The 23,487-nt window shown below is 65.5% G+C and carries 22 protein-coding genes, 1 tRNA gene and 1 other RNA gene; 7 read left to right on the top strand and 17 right to left on the bottom strand.

Annotated features, from left to right (window positions below; all coding sequences use genetic code 11):
* Positions 1-20: 20 nt before the first annotated feature.
* The 3 genes from GWK63_RS01235 to GWK63_RS01225 all read right to left on the bottom strand — a co-directional run bounded on the left by GWK63_RS01235 (position 21) and on the right by GWK63_RS01225 (position 3,952).
* On the bottom strand, positions 21-1,136 hold the full coding sequence (locus GWK63_RS01235) for an FUSC family protein (RefSeq protein WP_007396940.1): 1,116 nt from the start codon (positions 1,134-1,136) through the stop codon (positions 21-23).
* Positions 1,137-1,141: 5 nt separating this feature from the next.
* Positions 1,142-2,713 carry a DegQ family serine endoprotease gene (locus tag GWK63_RS01230; RefSeq protein ID WP_039998483.1) on the bottom strand — a complete coding sequence of 524 codons (1,572 nt, stop codon included), beginning with the start codon at positions 2,711-2,713 and terminating at the stop codon, positions 1,142-1,144.
* Between the two features lie 78 nt (positions 2,714-2,791).
* Positions 2,792-3,952 carry an OpgC family protein gene (locus GWK63_RS01225; protein WP_039998503.1) on the bottom strand — a complete coding sequence of 387 codons (1,161 nt, stop codon included), beginning with the start codon at positions 3,950-3,952 and terminating at the stop codon, positions 2,792-2,794.
* A gap of 246 nt (positions 3,953-4,198) precedes the next feature.
* Between GWK63_RS01225 and GWK63_RS01220 the strand changes: the two genes are divergently transcribed.
* A complete protein-coding gene (locus tag GWK63_RS01220; RefSeq protein WP_007396943.1) occupies positions 4,199-5,350 on the top strand; it encodes an Mrp/NBP35 family ATP-binding protein in 1,152 nt (383 codons plus the stop codon).
* Positions 5,351-5,447: 97 nt separating this feature from the next.
* Here GWK63_RS01220 and GWK63_RS01215 read toward each other — a convergent pair whose 3' ends face one another.
* From GWK63_RS01215 to queA, 5 genes are read right to left on the bottom strand one after another with little or no spacing between them, the layout of a single operon-like run.
* Positions 5,448-6,263 carry a TerB family tellurite resistance protein gene (locus GWK63_RS01215; RefSeq protein ID WP_034927041.1) on the bottom strand — a complete coding sequence of 272 codons (816 nt, stop codon included), beginning with the start codon at positions 6,261-6,263 and terminating at the stop codon, positions 5,448-5,450.
* Positions 6,264-6,289: 26 nt separating this feature from the next.
* Positions 6,290-6,589 (bottom strand): ribbon-helix-helix domain-containing protein, encoded by a 300-nt coding sequence (locus tag GWK63_RS01210; protein ID WP_051671974.1) that lies wholly within the window; start codon positions 6,587-6,589, stop codon positions 6,290-6,292.
* Positions 6,586-7,659, bottom strand: coding sequence for a tRNA epoxyqueuosine(34) reductase QueG (gene queG / locus GWK63_RS01205; RefSeq protein WP_034927038.1), 1,074 nt, complete (start codon positions 7,657-7,659; stop codon positions 6,586-6,588). Before queG ends, GWK63_RS01210 begins: the two co-directional genes overlap by 4 nt.
* The gene (gene tgt, locus GWK63_RS01200; RefSeq protein ID WP_007396947.1) at positions 7,659-8,819 is read right to left on the bottom strand and encodes a tRNA guanosine(34) transglycosylase Tgt; all 1,161 of its coding nucleotides are present in this window, start codon (positions 8,817-8,819) and stop codon (positions 7,659-7,661) included. The genes queG and tgt overlap by 1 nt, the downstream gene beginning before the upstream one ends.
* The gene (gene queA / locus GWK63_RS01195; protein ID WP_034927285.1) at positions 8,816-9,874 is read right to left on the bottom strand and encodes a tRNA preQ1(34) S-adenosylmethionine ribosyltransferase-isomerase QueA; all 1,059 of its coding nucleotides are present in this window, start codon (positions 9,872-9,874) and stop codon (positions 8,816-8,818) included. Before queA ends, tgt begins: the two co-directional genes overlap by 4 nt.
* 180 nt (positions 9,875-10,054) lie before the next feature.
* Between queA and GWK63_RS01190 the strand changes: the two genes are divergently transcribed.
* Positions 10,055-10,282, top strand: coding sequence for a hypothetical protein (locus GWK63_RS01190; RefSeq protein WP_007396949.1), 228 nt, complete (start codon positions 10,055-10,057; stop codon positions 10,280-10,282).
* A 77-nt stretch (positions 10,283-10,359) separates the two neighbouring features.
* Entirely contained in the window at positions 10,360-10,854 is a 495-nt protein-coding gene (locus GWK63_RS01185) for a kinase inhibitor (protein WP_034927036.1), read from the top strand.
* 138 nt (positions 10,855-10,992) lie between these two features.
* Here GWK63_RS01185 and GWK63_RS01180 read toward each other — a convergent pair whose 3' ends face one another.
* The 4 genes from GWK63_RS01180 to ssrA form a co-directional block, all read right to left on the bottom strand.
* Positions 10,993-11,385 carry a VOC family protein gene (locus tag GWK63_RS01180; protein ID WP_007396951.1) on the bottom strand — a complete coding sequence of 131 codons (393 nt, stop codon included), beginning with the start codon at positions 11,383-11,385 and terminating at the stop codon, positions 10,993-10,995.
* A 69-nt stretch (positions 11,386-11,454) separates the two neighbouring features.
* Positions 11,455-13,107 carry a fumarate hydratase gene (locus tag GWK63_RS01175; RefSeq protein WP_034927033.1) on the bottom strand — a complete coding sequence of 551 codons (1,653 nt, stop codon included), beginning with the start codon at positions 13,105-13,107 and terminating at the stop codon, positions 11,455-11,457.
* Between the two features lie 100 nt (positions 13,108-13,207).
* Positions 13,208-13,786: an SspB family protein gene (locus tag GWK63_RS01170; RefSeq protein WP_034927030.1), complete on the bottom strand. Its 579-nt coding sequence runs from the start codon at positions 13,784-13,786 to the stop codon at positions 13,208-13,210.
* Between the two features lie 191 nt (positions 13,787-13,977).
* Positions 13,978-14,300: a transfer-messenger RNA gene (gene ssrA / locus GWK63_RS01165) on the bottom strand.
* Between the two features lie 338 nt (positions 14,301-14,638).
* Here ssrA and thyX point away from each other — a divergent pair.
* The 3 genes from thyX (at position 14,639) to GWK63_RS01150 (ending at position 17,382) form a co-directional block, all read left to right on the top strand.
* The gene (gene thyX / locus GWK63_RS01160) at positions 14,639-15,589 is read left to right on the top strand and encodes an FAD-dependent thymidylate synthase (RefSeq protein ID WP_039998484.1); all 951 of its coding nucleotides are present in this window, start codon (positions 14,639-14,641) and stop codon (positions 15,587-15,589) included.
* A gap of 400 nt (positions 15,590-15,989) precedes the next feature.
* The gene (locus GWK63_RS01155) at positions 15,990-16,745 is read left to right on the top strand and encodes an MlaA family lipoprotein (protein WP_007396958.1); all 756 of its coding nucleotides are present in this window, start codon (positions 15,990-15,992) and stop codon (positions 16,743-16,745) included.
* Positions 16,746-16,764: 19 nt separating this feature from the next.
* Positions 16,765-17,382 carry an MlaC/ttg2D family ABC transporter substrate-binding protein gene (locus tag GWK63_RS01150; RefSeq protein WP_007396959.1) on the top strand — a complete coding sequence of 206 codons (618 nt, stop codon included), beginning with the start codon at positions 16,765-16,767 and terminating at the stop codon, positions 17,380-17,382.
* Positions 17,383-17,595: 213 nt separating this feature from the next.
* Here the strand turns inward: GWK63_RS01150 and GWK63_RS01145 are convergent, their stop codons facing one another.
* The 3 genes from GWK63_RS01145 to GWK63_RS01135 all read right to left on the bottom strand — a co-directional run bounded on the left by GWK63_RS01145 (position 17,596) and on the right by GWK63_RS01135 (position 20,043).
* On the bottom strand, positions 17,596-18,135 hold the full coding sequence (locus GWK63_RS01145; protein WP_007396961.1) for a GNAT family N-acetyltransferase: 540 nt from the start codon (positions 18,133-18,135) through the stop codon (positions 17,596-17,598).
* Between the two features lie 62 nt (positions 18,136-18,197).
* On the bottom strand, positions 18,198-19,877 hold the full coding sequence (gene ettA, locus GWK63_RS01140) for an energy-dependent translational throttle protein EttA (RefSeq protein WP_007396962.1): 1,680 nt from the start codon (positions 19,875-19,877) through the stop codon (positions 18,198-18,200).
* A 92-nt stretch (positions 19,878-19,969) separates the two neighbouring features.
* Positions 19,970-20,043 (bottom strand) — tRNA-Ile (locus tag GWK63_RS01135).
* Positions 20,044-20,305: 262 nt separating this feature from the next.
* Here GWK63_RS01135 and ppa point away from each other — a divergent pair.
* On the top strand, positions 20,306-20,833 hold the full coding sequence (gene ppa / locus GWK63_RS01130; protein ID WP_034927021.1) for an inorganic diphosphatase: 528 nt from the start codon (positions 20,306-20,308) through the stop codon (positions 20,831-20,833).
* 167 nt (positions 20,834-21,000) lie between these two features.
* Here ppa and GWK63_RS01125 read toward each other — a convergent pair whose 3' ends face one another.
* Positions 21,001-22,254, bottom strand: coding sequence for a glycosyltransferase family 4 protein (locus tag GWK63_RS01125; RefSeq protein ID WP_007396966.1), 1,254 nt, complete (start codon positions 22,252-22,254; stop codon positions 21,001-21,003).
* Between the two features lie 41 nt (positions 22,255-22,295).
* Positions 22,296-23,486, bottom strand: a complete 1,191-nt coding sequence (locus GWK63_RS01120; RefSeq protein WP_039998485.1) for a hypothetical protein — start codon at positions 23,484-23,486, stop codon at positions 22,296-22,298.
* Position 23,487 lies beyond the last annotated feature (1 nt).

The raw sequence follows: 23,487 nt of genomic DNA, 5'->3' as shown, positions 1-23,487 counted from the left end.
GGTGGTGGCCGCCCCCTGCCCTATCGCCTTGCACCGCCGCCCGGATTGGCGGGGGCCAGGTCTGCCTCGGCCAGAACCGGATGCGCCGGGAGCGGGAACGGACCATCATCCGTATGGCCGTCCGACCAGATATTGCGCACCGCAAGCCGCATGTCCGCATGCAGCAGGCCAATGGCGAAACGCATGACAGGGGTCCAGTGTTCCCCCGGCGGCTGCAGATGGTCCAGAATATCGCACAGCCCCCCGTCGGGCAGGGCCCGGCCGCGCCGGGTGGCGGCAAGCTGGTCGCAGCGCGCGGCCATCTGTCCCAGCACCGTGCCCAGCATGTCGCGCTCATGGGCCAGGATGTCGCCCGTGCGGGCGGTCTCTCCCTCCACCGCGGCACGGGAGATGAAGATGGCGTCCGAACGGATCCGGCGCAGCAGCCCCGGCAGGCGCGCCACCAGCGGATCATGCCGCGCAAGCGATGCCGGATGCTCGACCTCCGCCTCCTGCACGCCGTCATTGATGTCCTGCAGCAGGGAGCGGCACATCCCGTCGACCGTGGCCAGCGCATCATTGTCGGGATGCTGGTGCAGCGCCCCGGTAAGCAGATCGGCCAGGCGGCGCAGCAGGCTTGCGGCATTGCCCAGCACTTCGCGCCGCGCCTCGTTACGCAGGACGAAAAAGGAGACCGCGAACGACACCACCACCCCGGTCATGATCGAGGCGATGCGCTGCAGCGGGCGCGAAAACGGCTCCCCCGTGGCGGGAAACAGCAGCACGACCATCAACGTGACAATGGCCACCCGCATCTTGGGCCGCAGCGCCACCAGCACCGCCAGTGGCATCAGCATGACCCAGAACACCATGCCGACCGAAAGCGCACACCACTGTTCCAGTGCGATGGCGGACATGCCCGCCATAGCCCCGACCAGCGTGCCCACGATCTGCTCCCGCCCGGTGGAGAGCGTCTGGGTCAGCCGGGTCTGGGTTATGACGATGACCGAGGTGATCAGCGCCCAGACCGGCTCGTCCAGATGGATGATGGTAGCGACAATGCCAGACAGGATGAGCGAGACATTCATCCGCACGACCTGCCGCCACGTACCGCGCCGGGTAATGGACAGCAGAAGATTCTTCAGCCGTTCATGCATGCGGCTCAGTGCCCGCCCCCTTCCGGCAGGGGAAAGGGCACCCAGCGCAGGCCATCGGCATTCTGTACCAGGAACAGCACGGTCTTGCGGTGCTGGCTGCGCGCGGCATCCAGCTGGCGGCGCAGGTCGGCGGGCGTGTTCACCGCTGACTGCTGCACCTCGGTCACCACATCGCCGGGGCGCAGGCCGCGCTCGGCGGCCGGGCTGTCGTCGGTCACGCCCGTGACCAGCACGCCCTTCTGCCCGTCGGCCATGTTGTATTTCTGGCGCGCGATGTCATCAATCTCGCCCACCGTAAAGCCCATGCCCTCAACAGCCATGCTGCCCAAAGCCGAATTCCTGGCGGCCGGATGGGCGCTGTCGGCCCTGTCGGTCTTTTCCTCGGGCAGGGCGCCGATGGTGATGTTGACGTTCATCTGCTGGCCCCTGCGCCAGATGCCCAGATGCGCCACGCTGCCGCCCGCAAGTTCCGCCACAAGGCGCGGCAGGGCACGGCCATCAATGTCCTTGCCGTTCAGGCTCTGGATCACGTCGCCTGTCTGCAGGTGGGCGTTTGCAGCCGGGCCCTTGGGCTCGACGCCCGCGATCAGCGCGCCATGGGCGCTTTTCAGGCCAAGGCCGTCGGCAATTTCCTGTGTCACGTCCTGAATGCGCACGCCAATCCACCCGCGCGTGACCCGGCCATGCTGGCGCAGCTGGGCGATGATGCCCTGCGCTTCGGCCGAGGGGATGGAAAACCCGATGCCGATCGACCCGCCCGAGGGCGAGAAGATGGCGGTGTTGATGCCGATCACCTCCCCATGCAGGTTGAACAGCGGGCCGCCGGAATTGCCCTTGTTGATGGGGGCATCGGTCTGGATGAAGTCATCATACGGTCCCTGCTCGATATTGCGCCCGCGTGAGGAGACGATACCCGCCGTAACCGTCCCCGACAGGCCGAACGGGTTGCCGATCGCCAGCACCCAGTCACCCACGCGGGCATTGTCGCTGTCACCAAAGGGCACGGCGGGCAGTGGCCTGGGGCTGTCCACCTTCAGCACGGCAAGGTCGGTGCGGTCATCATGGCCCAGCAGGCGTGCCTTGAGCACGGTATTGTCCTGCAGCGTGATGGTGATCTGGTCGGCATGGCGGACGACGTGGTTGTTGGTCACGATCACGCCCGAGGGATCGATGATGAAGCCCGAGCCCAGCGCCTGCATCTTGCGCGGGGGGGCGTTGGGGCTGTCCTGACGGTTCATGAAGTCGTGGAAGAATTTCTCGAAGGGCGAGCCTTCGGGGAAATTGGGGACCTGGGGCGTGCTGTCGCCGTCATCGCCGTCATCGCCGTCGTCCTCGCCGGGGCGGACCATCTCGGTGGTGGAGACATTGACCACGGCGGGCAGCAGCCGGGCGGCAAGGTCGGCAAAGCTGTCGGGCATGTTGCGTCCCTCACCGGGCAGGTGCAGGGGCGTGGCCGAAGCGGGTGCAGGTGCCGGGGCGGGCGCTGGATCAGCCGCCCGCGCGGCGTGCCCCCCCAGGACCGTGGCCAGCCCTACGGCAAGGCAGGAGCGGGAAAAGGCAGCGGCACGAAGGGACATGGGGCTCATACATCCTGCTGAACGGGATCGGGACGGAGCACCTATATCACGCCCTTTACGCGCGCGGAAACCACGGCATCAGTTCCGGCACAGCGGCACGCCCGGCGGCACCCCGCCACCATGGGCGGGACGCGGCTGGCGGGCGGCCACCCGCGCGCGTTCGCGGTTGCGCGCGACAGCCAGCAGCACGGCAAACCCCACCACATTGACCGCCACCTGCATGGCCCAGCCAGTGCCGAAACTGGTCAGCGCCAGGCGGGCGTACAGGTCGATCAGGGTGCCGGCGGTAAAGATTTCCAGTGAATGCCGCCCGAACAGCGCCATGAGCTGCCCGCCCCGCGTTGCCGCCAGCGCCGCCGCCCGGCCCGATGACTGGACAAGGTAGAACAGCGCCAGCACATCCAGCAGCCGCCATGGCGAGAGGATCATCTTGTCCGGCACGGTCATGGCCAGCAGGCGCAGGTCCGCCAGCCCCCAGTCCGTCCATGGAAAGGACTGCACGGCGGAAAATGCCAGATAGCCCCCGCACACCCATGCCAGCCCCGCCACGCGCGGCAGGCTGCCCCCGTTCCGGCCCGCAACACGGGCCGCGCACACCCCCAGCACGAACAGGAACTGCCAGGCCAGCGGATCGAAATACCAGCCATCGGGGTCCAGCCAGTTGGGAAAGTTCAGGCGCGGGTCAAAATTGACCACAAGCCACACGGCGGCACTCAACCCCAGCACCACAGGCGTGCCCAGGCCACGCAGCAACGCGAACAGCGGCCCGAATCCCAGCAGCAGCACGATATAGAGCGGCAGGATGTTCAGGTTGCCCGGCAGCGCCTGAAGCGAGAGCACCCGCCACGCCGCATCCAGCCCATGCGCCAGTTCGGGTTCAAGGAAATCAACCGGCACCGGCCAGAAATGCCGCCAGATGCGGATGGTGGAAATGCACACCACCACCATCACCATCTGGTACACATAAAGCTGCCAGCACCGCCGCCCGATACGCCCCAGTACGGTACCCACCGGCTTCTTGCCAAAGGCCCGCCCGTAGGCCAGCCACGAGGCATAGCCCGCCAGCAGCACGAACACCTCCGCCGCATCGGCAAAGCCTATGTTGCGCATGGTGAAGCGGTTAAGCACATCCTGCGGGATATGGTCGATGCATATCATGAGCAGCGCCACGCCCCGCAGGGCATCGATTCTGTGGTCGCGCCGATGGGGTGCCCCCGCTGGCGAAGTGGAAATGCCCATGATGGTCCTGTCAGCCTGAACAATGCCGCCACACGCCGGAACCCGCATGGCTACCGGCCCAGCGTAAAGCAGCAAACCCGTCCGGGGGCCATTCCCGCCGGGCAGGGATGCCCCGCATGCGTGGCATGACGGCCCGCGCGCAATGCCATGCCGCCGGACATGCCGCCCGGCCGTTTCATGACTCGACCACCATGCCCCGCGCCTTCTATACCCGCACGGGTGCGAGAAACAGAGAAGTGCATGCCCATGACCAGTCCCGACCGGACAACCATAGAAAACGTGCTGCGGCACGTCCGTACAACCGACGGCACCGCCAGCGTGGCTGATCTGGGCAGGCTGGATGCCTTCATGCTGCGCGATGGCGTGCTGCATGTTGCCATTGCAACCGAACGCGGCCATGCGCCCGCCCTGCAGCCGCTCCTGCCTGAACTGGAACGGGGCCTTGTCCATGCGGTTCCCGGCTGCACCGGTGCCAGCGTGATCCTGACCGCGCACCGCGCCACCCCTTCGCCCGCGCCTGCGCCCACGGCGCCCGCGCCCGCCGGCGGGGGGCATCGCCCGCTCAATCTTGGGGGGGGCGCACCAAAGCCCGCCACCGGCCCGCTGCCCCCCGGTGTGGGGGTGGTCATTGCCGTGGCCTCGGGCAAGGGGGGGGTGGGCAAGTCCACCACCGCCGTGAACCTGGCCGTGGGGCTGGGGCTGGAAGGGCTGAAGGTCGGGCTTATGGATGCGGACGTGCATGGCCCCTCCCTGCCGCGCATGATGGGCATGAACGCGCAGCCCGAAGTGCGCGACAGCCGCCTGATCCCGCCCCATAAATGGGGCATCAGCGCCATGTCGATCGGCATGCTGGTGGATGAGGGCAAGGCCATGATCTGGCGCGGGCCCATGGTCATGGGGGCGATCAACCAGCTGCTGGGGGATGTGGACTGGGGTGCGCTGGACGTGCTGGTGGTGGACATGCCCCCCGGCACGGGCGACGCGCAGCTTACCCTGGCGCAGAAGACCGCGCTGGCGGGTGCCGTGATCGTTTCCACCCCGCAGGACATTGCCCTGCTGGATGCCCGGCGCGGCATTGCCATGTTCGAGAAGATGAACGTGCCGGTGCTGGGCATGGTGGAGAACATGTCCTATTTCTGCTGCCCCAACTGCAACCACCGCACCGAACTGTTCGGCCATGGCGGCGCACGGGCGGAAGCGGAAAAGATGGGCGTGCCCTTCCTGGGTGAGGTCCCGCTGCTGGCCGATATCCGCGCCAGCGCCGACGCGGGCGCGCCCATTGTCATTGCAGCACCCGACAGTGCGGCAGGCCAGGCCTACCGCGCGCTGGCCCACACGGTGGCGGGCGCGCTGCGCAGGCTGCTGGACAAGAAGCCAAAAACCACGAATGAAAAATAACAGAAGTTTTTCGGGTGCCGCCTTTTTTCAAGAAGGCGGCGTCCTTTGAAGCTTTTTGGAAAAAGCTTCACCAAAAACTTTCTGATGTTTTAAGAAGCTACAGCCTGCGGTCGCGCTTGATGCGGTCCCATGCCGCATTGATCCGGGCAATGCGGGCCGCCCCCTGCGCCTGCTGGGCGGGTGTGGCCCCGCGCGCGCTCAGCACATCGGGGTGGTGTTCACGCACAAGGCGGCGCCAGACCATGCGCACTTCCTCATCACTGGTATCCCGCGCCACACCCAGCACGGCGTAGGCGTCCACCTCGCTCACGCCGGGGCGGGCCCCCCCATCACGCGCGCGGTCCCACGCACCGGGGCTGAGGTTGAAGGCCCTGTGCACGCCGCGCAGGAAGGCTTCCTCCCGCGCATTGATCTCACCATCCGCGCGCGCGATCACGAACAGGGCGGCCAATGCCTCCTCCAGCATGCCGGTCCTGTTGGCGAAGGCACGGCCCAGTTCGGTGGCGAACTGCCTGTAATCATCCGTCCGCTGGCGCGCGCTGTCGAACAGGCGGCCGACTTCCTTCATGTTCTCGGGCGGCAGGTTGAAGCGGCGCTTGAAGGCATCGATCTCGGCCCGGTTCACCGCGCCATCGCATTTCGCCATCTTGGCCGAAAGGATGATGATGACAAGGCCATACATCTGGTCACGCTTGCCCATGACCGCCGCCATCTTGGCCGCCATGAAGGTGGCCGCCCCGTTGGGATCGGCATTGAGCCGGGGGCCCCAGCGGTCGGTCCAGCCACCTACCGGGGTTTCCAGCAGGGACCCGTTATCCGCCGCATGCCCCAGCGCCGTGCCCACAACGGCGCCCATGGGGCCGCCGACCGCGAACCCCGCAACGCCACCAAAGATTTTGCCCCAGATTGCCATGCCCCACTGCTAGCACGGATGGACGGTCAACCCAACCAGTCTTCCCTGTCGCTACCTGCCATTTCCGGCAGGGCAGGCATCCATTCGCGCAATGCCTCCACCCGCAGTGCGGATGCCAGCGGGCGGTCGGGCGGGCGCGTCCCGTCCACCTGCCCCACAAGCCCCGCCAGTGTCAGGCCACGCCTTTGCGCAATCAGGCGCAGGGCATGCCAGAACTCCGGCTCCAGCGCCACGCTGGTGCGGTGACCCGACAGGTTCAGGCTGCGCTTGCGCAACAGCCGCGCGCCGCGCTGGGTGGGCAGCGGCAGGGGGGTAGTGCCACTCATCGGGGCAGGCGCGCCACCGCCCACCGCGCCGCCTCCGCCACCACGGGGTCGGGGTCCGAGCACAGGGCCATGGCTGCGGGACGGAGTGCAGGCTGCCCGCTATTGCCAATGGCCACCGCCACGTTGCGCACGAAACGCTCCCGCCCGATCCTCTTGATGGGCGAGCCGGAAAACCGGCGGCGGAATCCGCCATCATCCAGTGCGGCCAGTTCACGCAGCGCGGGGGCCCGCAGGTCGTCACGCGCGGCCAGTTTCATATGGCGGGTCGCCTGTGCAAAACGGTTCCACGGGCAGGCGGCCAGGCAGTCATCACAGCCATAGATGCGGTTGCCCATGGCGGGGCGCAGCGCATGGGGAATCGGCCCCCGGTTCTCGATGGTCAGGTAGGACAGGCAGCGCCGCGCATCCATCACGCCGGGGGCGGGAAAGGCATCGGTCGGGCAGGCCACGAGGCAGCGCGTGCAGGTGCCGCATCCCCCGCCCGAGGGGGCGGATTGCGGCAGGTCCAGCGTGGTATACACCTCCCCTAAAAACAGCCAGCTTCCATGCTGGCGCGAGACAAGGGAGGTATGCTTGCCCTGCCATCCCAGGCCCGCATCCCGCGCCAGCGGTTTTTCCATGACCGGGGCGGTATCGACAAACACCTTCACTTCCGTGTCGCTCCCCTGCCTGCGCCCTTCATTGACCACGAACTGCGCCAGATGCTTGAGCATGCCCTTGACCACATCATGATAGTCACGGTTGCGGGCATAGACGGAAATGTTGCCCGCATCGGGCACACGGGTGGTGGCCAGCGGGTCGCCATCGGGCGTGTAGCTGACCCCGAGGGCGATCACGCTGCGCACCTCGGGCCACAGGCCGCGCGGGTCGCCGCGCTGTTCCATGCGCTGCGCCATCCAGCCCATGCTGCCGGCAAAACCGTTTTCCACAAACGCCGCAAGGCGGGCGCGCGTGCCGTCATCCAGCCGGGCGGGGGTGAATCCCACCGCATCAAAGCCCAGCCTGCGCGCATGATCGGCAATGCGCGCGGCAAGGGCCGCCGGATCATGCGCGCAGGCGGCGCGGGCCATCAGGGCACCGGGGGGAAGTCGGGATAGGGCATTTCATCACCGCTCCAGTCATCCATCGCCCACTGCGCGCGCAGGTGGTCGGCATGGGCGGCGAACGCACCATCGACAATCGCCGCCCGCATCCCGCGCATCAGGCGCTGGTAATAGGCTAGGTTATGCCATGTCAGCAGCATCGGGCCGAGGATTTCATTGGCGCGGAACAGGTGGTGCAGGTAGGCGCGGCTGTGGCGCGAACAGGCCAGGCAGTCGCAATGCGGCGAAATGGGCCGGGAATCGGTGGCATGGCGCGCATTGCGCAGGTTGAGCGTGCCGCGCTCGGTATAGGCGCGCGCCGTGCGCCCCGCGCGCGTGGGCATGACGCAGTCGAACATGTCCACGCCGCGTTCCACCGCGCCCAGCAGGTCATCGGGCGTGCCCACCCCCATCAGGTAGCGCGGGCTGGCATCGGGGATCAGCGGCACGGTGGAATCAAGGGTGGCGAACATCAGTTCCTGCCCCTCTCCGACCGCAAGGCCACCAATGGCATAGCCCTCAAACCCGATGCCGGTCAGCGCCCTGACACTTTCGGCGCGCAGTTCCGGCTCGGTGCCGCCCTGGATGATGCCGTACTGCGCATAACCGGGGCGCTGGACAAATGCCGTGCGGCACCGCTCCGCCCAGCGCATGGACATGCGCATGGATCTTGCAATCACATCGGGTGCCGCGGGCAGGGCCGGGCATTCGTCAAAGCACATGCTGATGGTGGCATCGAGCGCATGCTGGATATCGGTCGAGCGTTCGGGTGTGAGTCGATGCTTCGAGCCATCGATATGGGAGCGGAAGGTCACCCCGTCCTGGTCCAGCTTGCGCAGCGGGCCGAGCGACATGACCTGGAACCCGCCCGAATCGGTCAGGATCGGGCCGGGCCAGTCCATGAAGCGGTGCAGCCCCCCCAGTTGGCGCACCCGTTCGGCACCGGGGCGGAGCATGAGGTGATAGGTATTGCCCAGCACGATGCCCGCCCCCGTGGCGCGCACGTTGTCCATGGTCATGGCCTTGACGGTGCCCACCGTGCCCACGGGCATGAAGGTGGGGGTGGGCACGCTGCCATGCGCGGTATCCAGCCAGCCTGCGCGGGCATGGCCAGTGCGGGCTTCGGGCCGCCAGCGGAATGTGGTCATGGCAGGTCTCCCTCACTGCGATGCAGCAGGCAGGCATCGCCATATGAATAAAAACGGTAACCCTTTGCTATGGCATGGGCATAGGCCGCCTGCATGCGGTGGTAGCCGCCAAAGGCGCAGACCAGCATGAACAGCGTGGAGCGCGGCAGGTGGAAATTGGTCAGCAGCATGTCCACCGCGCGGAAACGGTAGCCGGGCTTGATGAAAATGGCGGTCTCGCCATGGAAGGGATGCACCACGCCGTCCTCATCCGTCGCACTTTCCAAAAGGCGCAGCGACGTGGTGCCCACGGCAATGATCCGCCCCCCCGCCGCACGGGCGGCGTTGATGCGCCGGGCGGCATGCGGGGTGATGGTGCCCCGTTCGGCATGCATGCGGTGGGCGGAAATCTGTTCGCTGCGCATGGGCAGGAAGGTGCCTGCCCCCACATGCAGCGTCAGCGTCTGGCGCAGCACGCCAGCGTGGTCGAGTGCCGCCAGCAGGTCGGGGGTAAAATGCAGCCCCGCCGTGGGGGCGGCTACCGCGCCCCGGTGCTGGGCGAAGATGGTGGCGTAGTCCTTGCGGTCCTGCTCGGTCGGGCCTTCGGGGCGGGCAATGTAGGGGGGCAGCGCCAGATGTCCCGTATCATGCAGGAACTGGTCGAACGCGGCCCCTTCCACGCTGAAGCGCAGGGTCACGTCGCCCGCATCGCCACACGCCAGTACGTCCGCCGTGACGGGGCTTGCGCCAAAGGCCAGCCTATCACCGGGATGCAGGCGGCGGGCATTGCGGGCCAGCACGTGCCATGACCCGTCGGGCAGGATACGGTCAAGCGTGATGCCGATCCTGGCCGCCCCCCGCGTGGCTGAAAGCTGGGCGGGAATGACCGCCGTATCATTGGCCACCAGAATGTCGCCCGCGCGCAGGCAGCCCGGCAGGTCGCGCACATGGCGGTCCATGATCGGACCTGCCACCGGCACGTCAAGCAGCCGCGCGCTGTCACGCGGGCGGGCCGGGTGGTCGGCTATCCGGTCGGGGGGCAGGGTGAAGTCGAAATCAGAAACCAGGTCCGTCATGCGGCTCCCTTTACGGAATCCCCACGGCTCTTGCCAGTCCGAACTGTGCGCGGGGGCCGCATGCAGCCCGATGTTGGACAGAAGCGGCGGGGGAAGCCAGAATGACATGGCGATTCCCGTACGGGAATTTTTCATCCCGCCCCCATGCCGGGCGGGCGAACCTTATGGAGACACAGACCCATGTCCTACGCTGCACTTGATGCCGTCCGTATTGCCAAGGCCTGCAAGACCGCACTGCATGTGCTGGAAACGGTCGAGGAAAAGGACCGCAACGAAACCTACCAGCGCAAGACGCTGATGATCCAGCGCATCGAGGCCCTGGCCCGCGCCGCCGCCGAAAGCAAGAACGGTGATCAGGCCATTACCCTGACATCGGAAGAATTCTGGCTGATCAGCCAGAACTGGTAAGACCGGCCACGCGCGGGGCAACCCCGCCATCGCTGACCCCGATCCGCCCGCCCCCGCGCGGAAAGCAGGAAACCGACATGACGTTCACACTGACAAGCCGCTCCTTCCACGACGGGGACCGCCTGCCCGAAGCCCAGGTGTTCGAGGGCATGGGCTATTGCGGCGGCAACATCTCGCCCCCGCTGGCATGGCAGGACCCGCCCGCCGGGACCAAGAGCTTTGCCATAACGCTGTACGACCCCGATGCGCCCACCGGCTCGGGCTGGTGGCACTGGGTGGTCATCAACATTCCCGCCACCGTCTCCTCCCTGCCCGCCGGCGCGGGATCGGGGGATAACAACCTGCCCGAACCCGCCGAAATGACGCGCACCGATTTTGGCGGCAACGTGTATGGTGGCGCCGCCCCCCCGCCGGGGCCGGACCATCATTACATCTTCACCATCCATGCGCTCGATATTGAACGCATCGAACTGCCCAGTGACGCTTCGGGCGCGATGGTGGGCTTTGTCATCAACCAGCACCGCCTTGGCTCGGCCACGCTGACCGCCGTGTATGGCAAGAAGCCGAAATAAGGCGCCCTGGTAAAAGCCTGAATGTTTTCGGGTGCCGCCTTTTTTCAGAAAGGCGGCGTTCCCTGAAGCTTCTTGAAAAAAGCTTCACCAAAAACTTTTCTATGATTTGCAGGCCATGGAGAGCGCACGCCCCCTGCCCTATCCCTGGTAGGATGCGATCTCGATCAGGTTGCCATCGGGATCGTTGCAGTAGACGGACGTGACCGGCCCCAGCGCCCCAAGCCGGGCCACGGGGCCTTCGGTCACGCGCACACCGCACTGTTCAAGATGCTCGATCACATCGGCACTGCTCAGCGCGGTGGTAAAGCACAGGTCATTGGTGCCCGGCAGCGCATCTTCCGCCGTGGTCCAGCCTTCCGCCCCGTGCGGGCGCAGGTTGATCTTCTGGCCGCCGAATTTCAGGGCCGTGCGGTTGTTGCGCCCGTATTCCTCACGCTCCATGCCCAGCACGCGCTGGAACCACGAGGCCGAGACCTCAAGGTCACGGACACTCACCACAAGGTGGTCAAGACGATCGACGGTAAAACGCATGGCGCTCCCAAACCTCCGCTATGTCCGGCCCGCCGGGCAGGCCGGACGCAACGCCCGCGGCGGTTACGTTCAGCCGGTCAGGCCGTCGTAAAAATCATTACCCTTGTCGTCGATCACGATAAAGGCCGGAAAATTCTCGACCTCGATCTTCCAGACCGCTTCCATACCCAGTTCGGGATATTCCAGCACCTCCACCTTGCGGATGCAGTCCTGCGCCAGGCGGGCGGCAGGGCCACCTACGGAGCCAAGGTAGAAGCCGCCATATTCCTTGCATGCCTCCCGCACGGCCCTGGAGCGGTTACCCTTGGCCAGCATGACGTAGGAGCCGCCCGCCTTCTGCAACATGGCAACATAGCTGTCCATGCGGCCCGCCGTGGTGGGACCGAAGGAGCCGGTGGGCATGCCCTCCGGCGTCTTGGCGGGGCCGGCGTAATAGACGGGATGGTCCTTGAGGTACTGGGGCAGGCCCTCGCCCTTTTCCAGCCGCTCGCGGAACTTGGCATGGGCGATGTCGCGCGCCACCACCATCGTACCGGTCAGGGACAGGCGGGTGCGCACCGGATATTTCGAGAGCGTGCGGCGGATCTCGTCCATCGGCTGGTTCAGGTCGATCTGGACCGCCTCGCCCTCCAGGTCGCCATCCGTGGTTTCGGGCAGGAAGCGGGCCGGGTCGGTCTCAAGCTGTTCAAGGAAGACGCCATCGGCGGTGATCCGTGCCTTGACCTGACGGTCGGCCGAGCATGAAACCCCGATTCCCACCGGCAGTGACGCGCCATGGCGCGGCAGGCGCACCACGCGTACGTCATGGCAGAAATACTTGCCGCCAAACTGCGCGCCAATGCCCAGGCGCTGGGTCAGCCTGTGGATTTCCTCTTCCATTTCCAGGTCACGGAAGGCGTGGCCCAGCGGGCTGCCCTGTGTCGGCAGGCTGTCCAGCCAGCGGGTGGAGGCAAGCTTTACGGTTTCCAGATTCTGTTCGGCTGACATGCCGCCGATCACCACCGCCAGATGGTACGGCGGGCAGGCCGACGTACCCAGCGTGCGGATCTTGCCATCCAGCCATTTCAGCAGGTTTTCCTTGCCCGACAGCAGGGCGCGGGTTTCCTGGAACAGGAAGGTCTTGTTGGCCGACCCGCCCCCCTTGGCGATGAACATGAGATCCATCTGCTCGGCATGGTAGTCACCGGGGGTCGCCGAGATGTGGAACTGCACGGGCAGGTTGGTGCCGGTGTTCACTTCCTCGAACATCGAGACCGGCGCCATCTGCGAATAGCGCAGCGAGGTGCCGGTATAGGTATCGTACACCCCGCGTGAGAAGGCTTCCTCCTCATTGCCATCCACCCATACGCGCTGGCCCTTCTTGCCGTACACGATGGCGGTGCCGGTATCCTGGCACATGGGCAGCACGCCGCCCGCGGCAATGCAGGCGTTCTTGAGCAGGTCCATGGCCACGAAGCGGTCGTTTTCCGATGCTTCGGGGTCTTTGAGGATCTTGGCAAGCTGCGCCAGGTGGCCGGGGCGCAGCAGGTGCGCCACATCGTTGAACGCGCGGGCGGCCAGCGCGGTCAGGGCTTCGGGGCGGACATGGACCACCGTGCGCCCGCCAAGGACCGAGGTGGTAATCCCCTCGATCTCCAGTTTCTTCCACGGTGTGTCATCATCATGCAGCGGAAAGAGCGGGCCATAGACAAATGGCTTGCGCGTGGGTGCAGATACATTCAACGGACGTCTCCTGCCTGTTCCCCCGGATTGTTTCCGGGTGGCGGCGTTCAGGTTCAGGGCGCGCCCGGCGCATCCGGCGCGCCCGGATGGAAGATGTGGCTCAGCCCGGTCCCCCCGGCCCCTTCTTGCGGAAGGCGGCAAGACTTACGACCTGCGGGCTGTCGTCCTTTTCCGCATCCGTGCCGTCGGCACCGCCCTGGACGGGGGCGGCATCATGCGCGGTGGCGGGCTGTACCGCCACCACATTGGGCGCGCCACCGGCCACCGGCGGGTGTTCGGGCACGCTGAAGCGCAGGGCAAGGCGGATATGCGGATCGGCAAAGGCCGACACGGCGGCCACCGGAATGACCAGCGTGGACGCAACCCCGCCAAAGGACAGCCCGACCGAGATGACCTGCCGGGCGCGATCCACCTTCAGGTCCCAGAACTGGTGCTGGAGCACGATCGTGATCTCGTGCGGGTACTGGGCACGCAGGCGGTCGGGCATGCCGACGCCGGGCCAGTCGGTGCGGAAGGTCAGGTAGAAATGATGATCACCCGGCAGGCCATGTTCGGCGGCATGTTCAAGCGCGCGCAGCATGACCTGGCGGTAGGCATCCTCGATCCAGGAATCATAGGGCATGAGGCTGTCGGGGAGGGCGGTGTCAAAACCGTTTTCCTCGTCATGATCATCAGACATTTCGGACTTCTCCGTACATCCGCCCGGACGATGAACCGCCGGACCGGACTTTTGCAGACATGCGGGTTCAGACCACGCCGTGCCACAGCTTCAAGCTGTGCGTCAAACTTCGGGGCGTGGCAAGCCACTGGCGTGCGCCGTCCCTTCACGAAGCGGATACCACGGCCCGCGCCGGACACGAGAGAAAAAGAAGTGGGAGGGCTTCTGTTGCCCGGTGCCCTCCCGAACCGCGCTTATCGCTTATGCAGCGACAGCGAGCACCTCAGAGTTATCATTGGCACTTGTGATTTAGCCCGATAACGGTGGTACAATGCCGGGCAAAAGGCGGGTCTTTACCATGCGTGTCGAGCCTGTTTCGTCCCCATGTTCCCCATCAGGGGAAAACTGGTGGAGACGCCGGGTACCGCCCCCGGGTCCACAACACTTATTCCACGCGCCGTTTATCGCCATAGCCAAGGGGCAAGCCCCTCCGGCACCTGTGGATATAGGCTTTCCCCCCGTCTCTGGCAAGGGGTGCGCGGGGCGGGTCGGACAGGGGCGCAACACCGCCCGCGCCTGCCGCCCGGCCGCCCCTTTCCCGGCTGGTCACGTCGGAACAACCATCTGACAGAGAATGAAAGTTTCCGGACATTACCCTTTTCCAGGCCGGTGGCCGCCGTGGAGACTTCCCCAAAGGACTTCCTTCTTTCCGGAACTGTCCCTTATATGACCGGGAACCGGCTGCGCCATGATGCCGCCACAGCCGTGGCGCACAGGCGGGACCGGATGGCGGACCACCATACTTTATGGGGCAGGACCCATATGGTATGCCCTGCCTCCTCCACCTAATGATCGACACGGACGGGACGGCACATGTTTTCCAGTGAGCAGAAATCGGCAATCGAGGCAGCCCGCGCCGGATGGGCACAGACCCGCCGCCTGGTCGTGCCCGCGGTGGAAGACATGCTCTATTCCCCCATTCCCGTGCTGGGGAGCGGATTCGTGCGCGCGGTGGACTATATGGGCGGTGACAGCGGCATCGTGCAGGGGGCGCGTGTTTCCTACGGCAAGGGCACGCGCAGCACATCCGATGACCGGGGGCTGATCCGCTACCTCATGCGCCACCGCCACACCAGCCCGTTCGAACTGGCGGTGCTGAAGCTGCATGTGCGCGCGCCCATTTTCGTCACCCGCCAGTGGTTCCGCCACCGCACCGCCAGCATCAACGAATACTCCGCCCGCTATTCCGTGCTGGAGAAGGAATTCTACTTCCCCCGCCCCGAGGACATCGCCACCCAGTCCACAAACAACAAGCAGGGCCGTGCCGACGCCCTGCCGCCCGAGCAGGCGCAACAGGTGCTCGACATCCTGCGCGATGACGCCGCGCGCTGCTATGACCACTACCTTGACCTGCTCAACGAGGACGAGAACGGCGAACGGCGCGACCCCAGCCGCCCCGCCATCGCGCGCGAGCTTGCGCGCATGAACCTGCCGGTCAACATCATGACCCAGTTCTACTGGCAGATTAACCTGTGGAACCTGCTGCATTTCCTGCGCCTGCGCGCGGACAGCCACGCCCAGTACGAAATCCGCGCCTATGCCGACGCCATCCTGCAGATCGTGGAAAAATGGGCGCCGCTGACCTTCGAGGCCTTTACCGACTACATGCGCGATGCGGTGCTGCTGTCCGGCCCGGCGCTGCGCGTGCTGCGCGCGGCCATGGGGGGCGGGACCGTCAATCCGGCGGCGGAAGGGCTGTCGAAGCGGGAAATACGCGAACTGGCTGACATGTTTCCCGAAATTGCGCCCCGCCTGCATGGCTGAAGGGGTACGGGAACTTCAACAAACCGTGATTTCGCGCCACCCTCCCCGTGCCGTGGCGTTTGGAGCGTGTGGATTCCATATCACACTCAACGCGGCAATTCTGCCAGCATCCTTCCCTTACGGGCGGCATGGGGCCGCATCCGCGCCCATGTGCCCCATGCAGGGCAGGCACAATCTTCCCCTGTAATCAGGCAAGCGGATTGCACAACAGCGATCCCATGCTAGAGAGTGACGCAAGAAAGGGCGTCATCGCCCGGTTCAGGATTCTTGCAAACGCATTGAGCCACCCCGCCATGCCATGGCGGGCAAGCGAAGACAGAGGGAAGCGGAAACGAGTATGCGCGCAGAGACAGGATCGAATTCTTGGTCGTCCCGCCCGTTCCCTTCCCCGCGTCGTTCGATGCTGCGCGTCGCGGGGGTGGCTCTTGGACTGCTTGGCCTTGCCTCATGCGCGGCCCCGCCGCCAAAGGACCCCGACGCGCTGGCGGAATACAAGGAAGCCAACGACCGGTACGAAAAGCTCAACCGCAAGGCCTTCGGCCTGACCATGTGGGCCAACAAATACACCCTGCGCCCCGTGGCCAAGGCCTATATCTGGGCCGTGCCGCGCCCGCTGCGCAATTCGTTCGGCAGCCTGTACCAGACCATGAACGAACCGGTCGTGTTCTTCAACGACGTGGGGGCCGGCAAGCCCCGCCGCGCGGGCGATGCCTTCGTACGCTGGTGCATCAACATGACCGCCGGGCTGGGCGGCCTGATCGATGTGGCCAATTACGCGGGCTACAAGCATCATGACAATGACGGTGGCCTGACGCTGGCCACATGGGGCGTGCCGTCAGGCCCCTACCTGTTCCTGCCTGCCCTTGGCCCGTCTTCCTTCCGTGACGGCCTGGGCTACGGGCTGGATGTCGGCCTGTCGCCATGGAACTACGTGCCCCGCGGTTATGGGCTGTTAACCTTCAACTGGGCCTATAACATCATGGGCACCATCAACGGCATGGCGACCAATGTCGACGCGCTGGACCAGGTCATGAAGGATTCGCTTGATCCCTACGCCACCATCCGCAGTGCCTACCAGCAGCAGCGCAAGGCGATGGCGGAAGCCATAAAGAACGACCATCGGGCCACCGTGCCCGACTGGTACCACACCAGATAATAAAACAAGGGACAAAGCGATGCAGTCATCCATCCCCCGTCGCCACGCACTGGCTCTGCTGGCAGCAACGTCCGCCGCCATGCCTGTTGCTTCAGCATGGGCGGTTGATGCCGGCGCGCAGGCGCGTTCCTTTGTCACCATGTTCGGTAACAAGCTTGTCGCCATCGTCAACAGCGATATCGCGCTGGAAAAGAAGAAGCAGGACATCCTGCCGCTGCTGGGCCAGTACGTGGATGTGGACGCCATCGGCCGCTACTGCCTGGGCCGCTACTGGCGCACCGCAACACCCGAACAGCAGGACCGCTACCTCAAGCTGTTCCACCAGGTGCTGGTCAACGCCATTACCGACAAGATCGGTGACTACCGTGGCGTGACCTTCGTGGTGGGGTCCAGCGCGCCGTCAGGCGATGACACGGCCGTCTCCACCGTCATCAACCGCCCCGGCCAGCCGGGCGCCGATACGCAATGGATCATAAGCACCGCCAGCGGCAGCCCCAAGGTGGTGGACGTGGTGGGCGAAGGCGCCAGCCTGCGCCTGACCCAGCGCGGTGACTACACATCCTTCATCGCGCGCAATGGCGGTAATCTTGACGGGCTGCTGCGTGCGCTGGACAAGCAGATCGCGAACCACCACTAATCCCCATTCGTGCCGGCAGACAGGGCATGCAGCATAACAGCCGGTAGCAATACCGGCTTTTTTGTCATACCCCGCGCATCATGGAAAAGTTTCTGGTGAAGCTTTTGTCGGGAAGCATCAGGCCATGCCGCCTTTGGGAAAAAAGGGGCATCCGGAAACTTTCATCATCCTTCATCAACGCGTTATTTTGCACCCGTCGCATGTCCATGCCCTTCAGTGCAGGCGTGCCCGCTCCATGCGCGGCCGGGTACTATGGTAAAGTAGGATATCGGGCCGCCCGGCCTGCGGGACCGCACAGGCCCGCATGCCAGCCCCCCCGAAAACCTGCCGGGCCACGATATCTTCCGCCCTGACATAGGCGATGACACGCTCCACACCCCCCGCATGCGCGAAGGCCAGTGCGGTACTCGCCGCCTCCCGCGTCAGGGTGGTATCATGGGCCTGCGGGACGATGGCGAACTGCATTTCGTGACAGTCGGGTAGCGTGGTGGAAGGCTGCACCCCCGCAAGGCCAATGAAATGACCCTGCTGGCGTATGGTGAACATACCAACGCCCTCCCGCCCCCATGTCATGAGGTCGGTCATCATGTCCTGCTCACTCAGGGCGCGGTTGCACACACCCCCCGCCAGCCGCCCGGTTACGCCGGCGCTGGCCTTGAGCCGGACCACATCTTCCAGATCGGTCCATGACACGGGATCAAGCTGCAGGCGCGCCGTCCGTATGCTGTTCCTACACCCCATGGCTGCCTCCATAACGGCAGGAGTAAAGACCTGAGCGTTATTGAGACAGATAACATTCCGGATGGCAAATGGAATCAGCGTTCGATGGGGCGGTACTTGATCCGGCTGGGTTCGGTCGCATCCGGGCCAAGGCGGCGGCGCTTGTCTTCCTCATACGCCTGGAAGTTGCCTTCGAACCACTCAACGTGGCTGTCGCCTTCAAAGGCAAGGATATGGGTGGCCAGACGGTCAAGGAACCAGCGGTCATGGCTGATGATCACCGCACAGCCCGCGAATTCGGCCAGGGCCTCCTCCAGCGCGCGCAGCGTATCGACATCCAGGTCGTTGGTCGGCTCATCCAGCAGGATGACATTGCTTTCCTGCCGCAGCATCTTGGCCAGGTGCACGCGGTTGCGCTCACCACCCGACAGCACGCCCACCTTCTTCTGCTGGTCCGGCCCCTTGAAGTTGAAGGCACCGACATAGGCACGCGACGGCACGGCGCGCTTGCCCAGATAGATGACATCCGTCCCGCCGGAGATTTCCTCCCACACGGTCTTGTTGTCATCCAGGCTGAAGCGCGACTGGTCCACATAGCCCAGCTTGACCGTCTCACCGATGGTAAGCGACCCGCCATCGGGCGTTTCCTGCCCCATGATCATCTTGAACAGGGTGGACTTGCCCGCGCCGTTCGGCCCGATCACGCCCACGATGCCGCCAGGCGGCAGCTTGAAGTTCAGGTCATCGATCAGCAGGCGGTTGCCGAAGCCCTTGCGCAGGTCCTGCGCCTCGATCACGGTGCCCCCCAGACGCGGGCCGGGCGGGATGACGATATCGGCCACACCACCGGACTTCTCGGCATTCTGGGCCAGCATTTCCTCATACCGCGCGATACGGGACTTGCTCTTGGCCTGACGGGCCTTGGGGGAGGAGCCGATCCATTCCTGCTCGGCGGCAAGGGCGCGCTGGCGGGCACTTTCTTCCTTTTCTTCCTGCGCCAGGCGCTTGCGCTTCTGGGTCAGCCAGGAGGAGTAATTGCCCTCGAACGGATAGCCCCGGCCACGCTCAAGCTCAAGGATCCAGTTGGTGACGTTATCAAGGAAGTAACGGTCATGGGTAATGACCATCACGGTGCCTTCGTAGTCACGCAGGGTCTTTTCCAGCCATGACACGCTTTCCGCATCCAGATGGTTGGTCGGCTCATCCAGCAGCAGCAGGTCGGGCTTTTCCAGCAGCAGGCGGCACAGCGCCACACGGCGGCGCTCACCACCGGAAAGCTTGTCCACCGGGCTGTCGGCGGGCGGACAGCGCAGGGCCTCGAGCGCGATCTCCAGCTTGCGGTCCAGTTCCCAGCCGTCGCCGGCATCGATCACTTCCTGCAGTTCGGCCTGTTCGGCCAGCAGGGTGTTCATCTCGTCATCGGACATGGGTTCGGCGAACTTCATCGAGATCTCGTTGAAGCGGTCCACGGCCTTTTTCAGCGCGCCAAAGCCCAGCGCCACGTTCTCGCCAACCGTCAGGCTTTCATCCAGCTTGGGTTCCTGCTCCAGGTAGCCCACGCGCGCGCCTTCGGCGGCCCAGGCCTCGCCACCGAATTCCTTTTCCACGCCCGCCATGATCTTGAGCAGGGTGGACTTGCCCGCGCCGTTCACACCCAGCACGCCAATCTTCACGCCCGGCAGGAAGGACAGGGTAATGCCCTTGAAGACCTCACGCCCACCCGGATACGCCTTGGTCAGGTCCTTCATCACATAGACATATTGCGTGGCGGCCATGACGGTCGGCTCCTGATCAATGAGGAAGTGGGCAGGTCATCCGCACGGCATGGTCGGGCGCGCGTGCGGGTACTGCATGCAAAGAGCCTGCCTGCGCCCGGCAGGACTTGAACCCGCAACCAAGCCGTTATGAGCGGCCCGCTCTAACCAATTGAGCTACGGGCGCGCAGGCAGCCCCTGATCTCGCGCATGTGGAGGGATTTGGCAAGATCCACATGCTTTTTTCCACGTAATTTTTTCCGCGCCAGAGGCGGCATTGCCATAAAAAAAACAGGTTCATGATCTGGCTCATGGTCGGGGTCCATGCCACGGAACATGACTTGCACAGGAAACGGGGGGAGCTATACGGTCATTCCCCGTTAAATCACGCCGCCACGCTTCGGGGTGGCCCTTAACGCACACACAGGCAGCAGGAGGCCTGAACAGCAATGGACGTATCGAAGATTTCCCCCGGCAAGGACGTACCCAACGACATCAACGTCGTGATCGAGATCCCGCAGGGTTCAGGCGTCAAATACGAGATCGACAAGGACAGCGGCGCACTGGTGGTGGACCGCATCCTGTTCACGCCCATGGTCTATCCCGCTGCCTATGGCTTCATTCCCAACACCCTGGCCGCCGATGGCGACCCGACCGACGCGCTGGTGCTGATGCCCGCCGCCGTCGTGCCCGGCGTTGTGGTGCGTGCCCGCCCCATTGGCGTGCTGCGGATGGAAGACGAGAGCGGACAGGATGAAAAGATCATCTGCGTACCCCACGACAAGGTGCACCCATACTATTCCAAGGTGGAGAAGCTGGAAGACCTGCCCGAGATCGTGCTGAAGGAGATCGAGCACTTCTTCACCCGCTACAAGGATCTGGAAAAGGGCAAGTGGGTCAAGGTGTCCGGCTGGGCCGACAAGAATGTCGCAGGCGAGATCATTGTTGAGTCCATCAAGGCCGTGGCCGGCAAGTAAGGGCCTGCCCGAAAACATTGGCTTCATAAAAAACGGCAGAACGGCCGGGTGCTGCCCCTGTCCCGACGGATGGCAGCGCCCGGGCCCTGCCGGGCTGGCGGTTTCCTGACGCCCCACGGGGCATGACGGCCCGCCCGGCCGGCCGGATGCGGGATGACGCCGGGTAATCATGCCACACCGCGCAGGGCCACATGCCCGCCACCGGCCACAAGCCGGCCGATCAGGCCATGATAGCGCGCCATGTAGCTGCCCATGTCCAGCGTGCGTTCCGCCTGCCTGCGCACATTGACGCGCAGCCTGCGGGCCAGCCGTCCGTCCTCCAGCAGTTCCAGCACGCCATCGGCGATACGGTGCGGGTCAAGGAACGGGACCAGCCGCGCCGTCCGGCCATCTTGCAGGAATTCCTCCACCGGCGGGGTCCGGCTGGCCACGATGGCACAGCCACACGCCATGGCTTCACGCAGCGACCATGACACCACGAACGGGTATGTCAGGTACACATGCGCGTCCGAGCGCTGGAGCAGCCGGCAGAAACGGTCATACCCCACCCGCCCCGCAAAATGGACGCGCGCGGGATCGATCCGCCCCTTCAGTTCAGCCAGCATATGCTCCCGCCATGAGCCGCCACCCGGCGCACGGCCGCCATAGCTGACACCATCCCCCCCCACCAGGACCACCCGCGCATCCGGCCGCCCGGCCAGGATACGGGGCAGCGCGCGCATGAACACATGGAAGCCACGATAGGGTTCCAGATCGCGCGCAACATAGGTAACCAGCTTTTCCGTGGGCAGGATTTCAATATCCCCCAGCGTAAAGACCCGCCTGCGCGCCTGCGGGTCGGGCGCGCAGCGGTTCAGGTCCACGCCTTCGGGCAGGCAGGTCAGGCGTGCCCGCGCCCAGTCGGGATAGGTGTCGCGCTGGAAGCGGGTGGGCGTATGCCCCCAGCCGGGACCGGCAAGGGCCAGCAGGTTGAGCGTGTTGCGCGCACGGACCAGCGGGGCCACGTCCGGCCCGGGGGCGAATTCGGGGTCGAACCCCACATCCAGCCCGGTGGGATGATAGAAGAATTCGTAATAGCCCAGCATCGGCACACCGGGATAGACATCGGCCAGTTCCAGCATCTCGCCCCAGCCATGGTGGCCGATGATGATATCGGGCACATAACCCAGACCGCGCAGCGTGCGCGCCGCACGCGCCACTTCGGCCGCGCGCTGCATGCCACGCGCCAGTTCCGCTACCGGGGCGGGACCCGGCGCGCGCGGGGCCGGGGGCATGCGGTAGGCAACGCGCCGCACGCCCGCCATCTGCGCACGCCCCGATTCACTTATGAAAACAATCTCGTTGCCGCTCCCCGCGCACAGGTCACGCAGCAGATGCACGAACTGGGCCGGAAAATTCTGGTGCACGAACAGGTATTTCATACCCGGCACGGCCCGTACCGCCCCGGTGCGCGCGCCCGCACTCACGCATCCGCCCGGTCACGGGGCCGGCGGGCAGCCTTGCCCCTACGGCCCGACGCGGGGACTGGTGGGGGGGAACCGGCGCCAGCCCGCTCAGGCCTGCGGTTCCACCACGGCACGACAGGGGAGGCCGCGGCCTTTTTTGCGTCCCCCTTCCCTGTCGCGGCGGCTTCCCCCGCCTCTGCGGGCACGATGTCCTCCCCTTGCGGGGTTCCGGCCTGCATACCCGACGCACCGGGCCGCGCTTCCTGCCGTGCCGGAAGCCTGGCCGGACGGCCACGCCTGCCACGCCGCCCCCGGCCCGGTGCCGGGGCCTGTGCATCGGCCCCGGCGCAGGCGGCCAGCAGGCTGTCCTCGGCCGCGTTATCGGATGGCACGGGCTGTTGTTCCCCACTGGCCCGCGGCACGATTTCAATACGGAAGGCTTCCAGCGGGGCGCGTGTGGTGGCCATAAGCGGCTCGTCCTCCACCGGGCCCAGACGGGTTCCATCGGTAAAACTGGCCTCGACGCGACAGGCAAGGCTTTCGGCCACCGCCGCCTTCAGGCGCACGCGCAGCCCCAGCAGCGGCAGCGCCATGCCACGACTGCCACAATACTGGCCACCTTCCACCCAGGGTGAATACCAGTCCTGCCCCAGTATGGCCTGATATTCGATATCGGACGCGGCAAGGCCGCTGGCAGGGCTGATCATGAACCCTTCCAGCCACTGGCCACTGCCACTTCTGCCCATCCATGCCCCCAGCGGCGCCTTTACGTCGCCCCGGCGCTGGATATGGGCCACCATGCTGCCGGCTTCGGCCTGCACCGCCGCCCTGACGGGCACGGGGGCACGGGACGCGGGCGCGGATGCGCCATTCCCCAGACGGACCACCTGCAACCCCGGCAGTTCGGGCGCTTCCTCCGCGTGGTAGGTCGTGACCAGCACAACCCCACCGGGAGGCGGTACCCGCACCAGCGCCGCGCCGTTCTGGCTGCCAATCCAGCCATCGGCATCGAATGTACTCACCCGCACCCCGCTTTCACCCGGTGGCGGACTGATCCGCATGCCCGATAGCGGCCCGCATGCACCCGGCAGGGGGCCGGGCGCATGGAAAATGCAGTATGTGCCCGCTTCCAGCCGCATGAGCCGGGCAGTCGCCTGGATACCACCCGCCTGCGCGCGGGGCATGGGGGCCGGTTCGGTTTCCATCATC

Source organism: Komagataeibacter rhaeticus, assembly GCF_011611525.1.
GTDB lineage: Bacteria > Pseudomonadota > Alphaproteobacteria > Acetobacterales > Acetobacteraceae > Komagataeibacter > Komagataeibacter rhaeticus.
The sequence above is the reverse complement of the archived record's forward strand: the minus strand, read 5'-3'. Positions and strand labels throughout refer to the sequence as shown.

What these genes read in the sequence shown, in the direction of transcription:
- GWK63_RS01235 (WP_007396940.1), bottom strand. Translation starts at nt 1,136, where the DNA reads ATGCATGAACGGCTGAAGAATCTTCTGCTGTCCATTACCCGGCGCGGT.
- GWK63_RS01230 (WP_039998483.1), bottom strand. Translation starts at nt 2,713, where the DNA reads ATGTCCCTTCGTGCCGCTGCCTTTTCCCGCTCCTGCCTTGCCGTAGGG.
- GWK63_RS01225 (WP_039998503.1), bottom strand. Translation starts at nt 3,952, where the DNA reads ATGGGCATTTCCACTTCGCCAGCGGGGGCACCCCATCGGCGCGACCAC.
- GWK63_RS01220 (WP_007396943.1), top strand. Translation starts at nt 4,199, where the DNA reads ATGACCAGTCCCGACCGGACAACCATAGAAAACGTGCTGCGGCACGTC.
- GWK63_RS01215 (WP_034927041.1), bottom strand. Translation starts at nt 6,263, where the DNA reads ATGGCAATCTGGGGCAAAATCTTTGGTGGCGTTGCGGGGTTCGCGGTC.
- GWK63_RS01210 (WP_051671974.1), bottom strand. Translation starts at nt 6,589, where the DNA reads ATGAGTGGCACTACCCCCCTGCCGCTGCCCACCCAGCGCGGCGCGCGG.
- queG (WP_034927038.1), bottom strand. Translation starts at nt 7,659, where the DNA reads ATGGCCCGCGCCGCCTGCGCGCATGATCCGGCGGCCCTTGCCGCGCGC.
- tgt (WP_007396947.1), bottom strand. Translation starts at nt 8,819, where the DNA reads ATGACCACATTCCGCTGGCGGCCCGAAGCCCGCACTGGCCATGCCCGC.
- queA (WP_034927285.1), bottom strand. Translation starts at nt 9,874, where the DNA reads ATGACGGACCTGGTTTCTGATTTCGACTTCACCCTGCCCCCCGACCGG.
- GWK63_RS01190 (WP_007396949.1), top strand. Translation starts at nt 10,055, where the DNA reads ATGTCCTACGCTGCACTTGATGCCGTCCGTATTGCCAAGGCCTGCAAG.
- GWK63_RS01185 (WP_034927036.1), top strand. Translation starts at nt 10,360, where the DNA reads ATGACGTTCACACTGACAAGCCGCTCCTTCCACGACGGGGACCGCCTG.
- GWK63_RS01180 (WP_007396951.1), bottom strand. Translation starts at nt 11,385, where the DNA reads ATGCGTTTTACCGTCGATCGTCTTGACCACCTTGTGGTGAGTGTCCGT.
- GWK63_RS01170 (WP_034927030.1), bottom strand. Translation starts at nt 13,786, where the DNA reads ATGTCTGATGATCATGACGAGGAAAACGGTTTTGACACCGCCCTCCCC.
- thyX (WP_039998484.1), top strand. Translation starts at nt 14,639, where the DNA reads ATGTTTTCCAGTGAGCAGAAATCGGCAATCGAGGCAGCCCGCGCCGGA.
- GWK63_RS01155 (WP_007396958.1), top strand. Translation starts at nt 15,990, where the DNA reads ATGCTGCGCGTCGCGGGGGTGGCTCTTGGACTGCTTGGCCTTGCCTCA.
- GWK63_RS01150 (WP_007396959.1), top strand. Translation starts at nt 16,765, where the DNA reads ATGCAGTCATCCATCCCCCGTCGCCACGCACTGGCTCTGCTGGCAGCA.
- GWK63_RS01145 (WP_007396961.1), bottom strand. Translation starts at nt 18,135, where the DNA reads ATGGAGGCAGCCATGGGGTGTAGGAACAGCATACGGACGGCGCGCCTG.
- ettA (WP_007396962.1), bottom strand. Translation starts at nt 19,877, where the DNA reads ATGGCCGCCACGCAATATGTCTATGTGATGAAGGACCTGACCAAGGCG.
- ppa (WP_034927021.1), top strand. Translation starts at nt 20,306, where the DNA reads ATGGACGTATCGAAGATTTCCCCCGGCAAGGACGTACCCAACGACATC.
- GWK63_RS01125 (WP_007396966.1), bottom strand. Translation starts at nt 22,254, where the DNA reads ATGAAATACCTGTTCGTGCACCAGAATTTTCCGGCCCAGTTCGTGCAT.
- GWK63_RS01120 (WP_039998485.1), bottom strand. Translation starts at nt 23,486, where the DNA reads ATGATGGAAACCGAACCGGCCCCCATGCCCCGCGCGCAGGCGGGTGGT.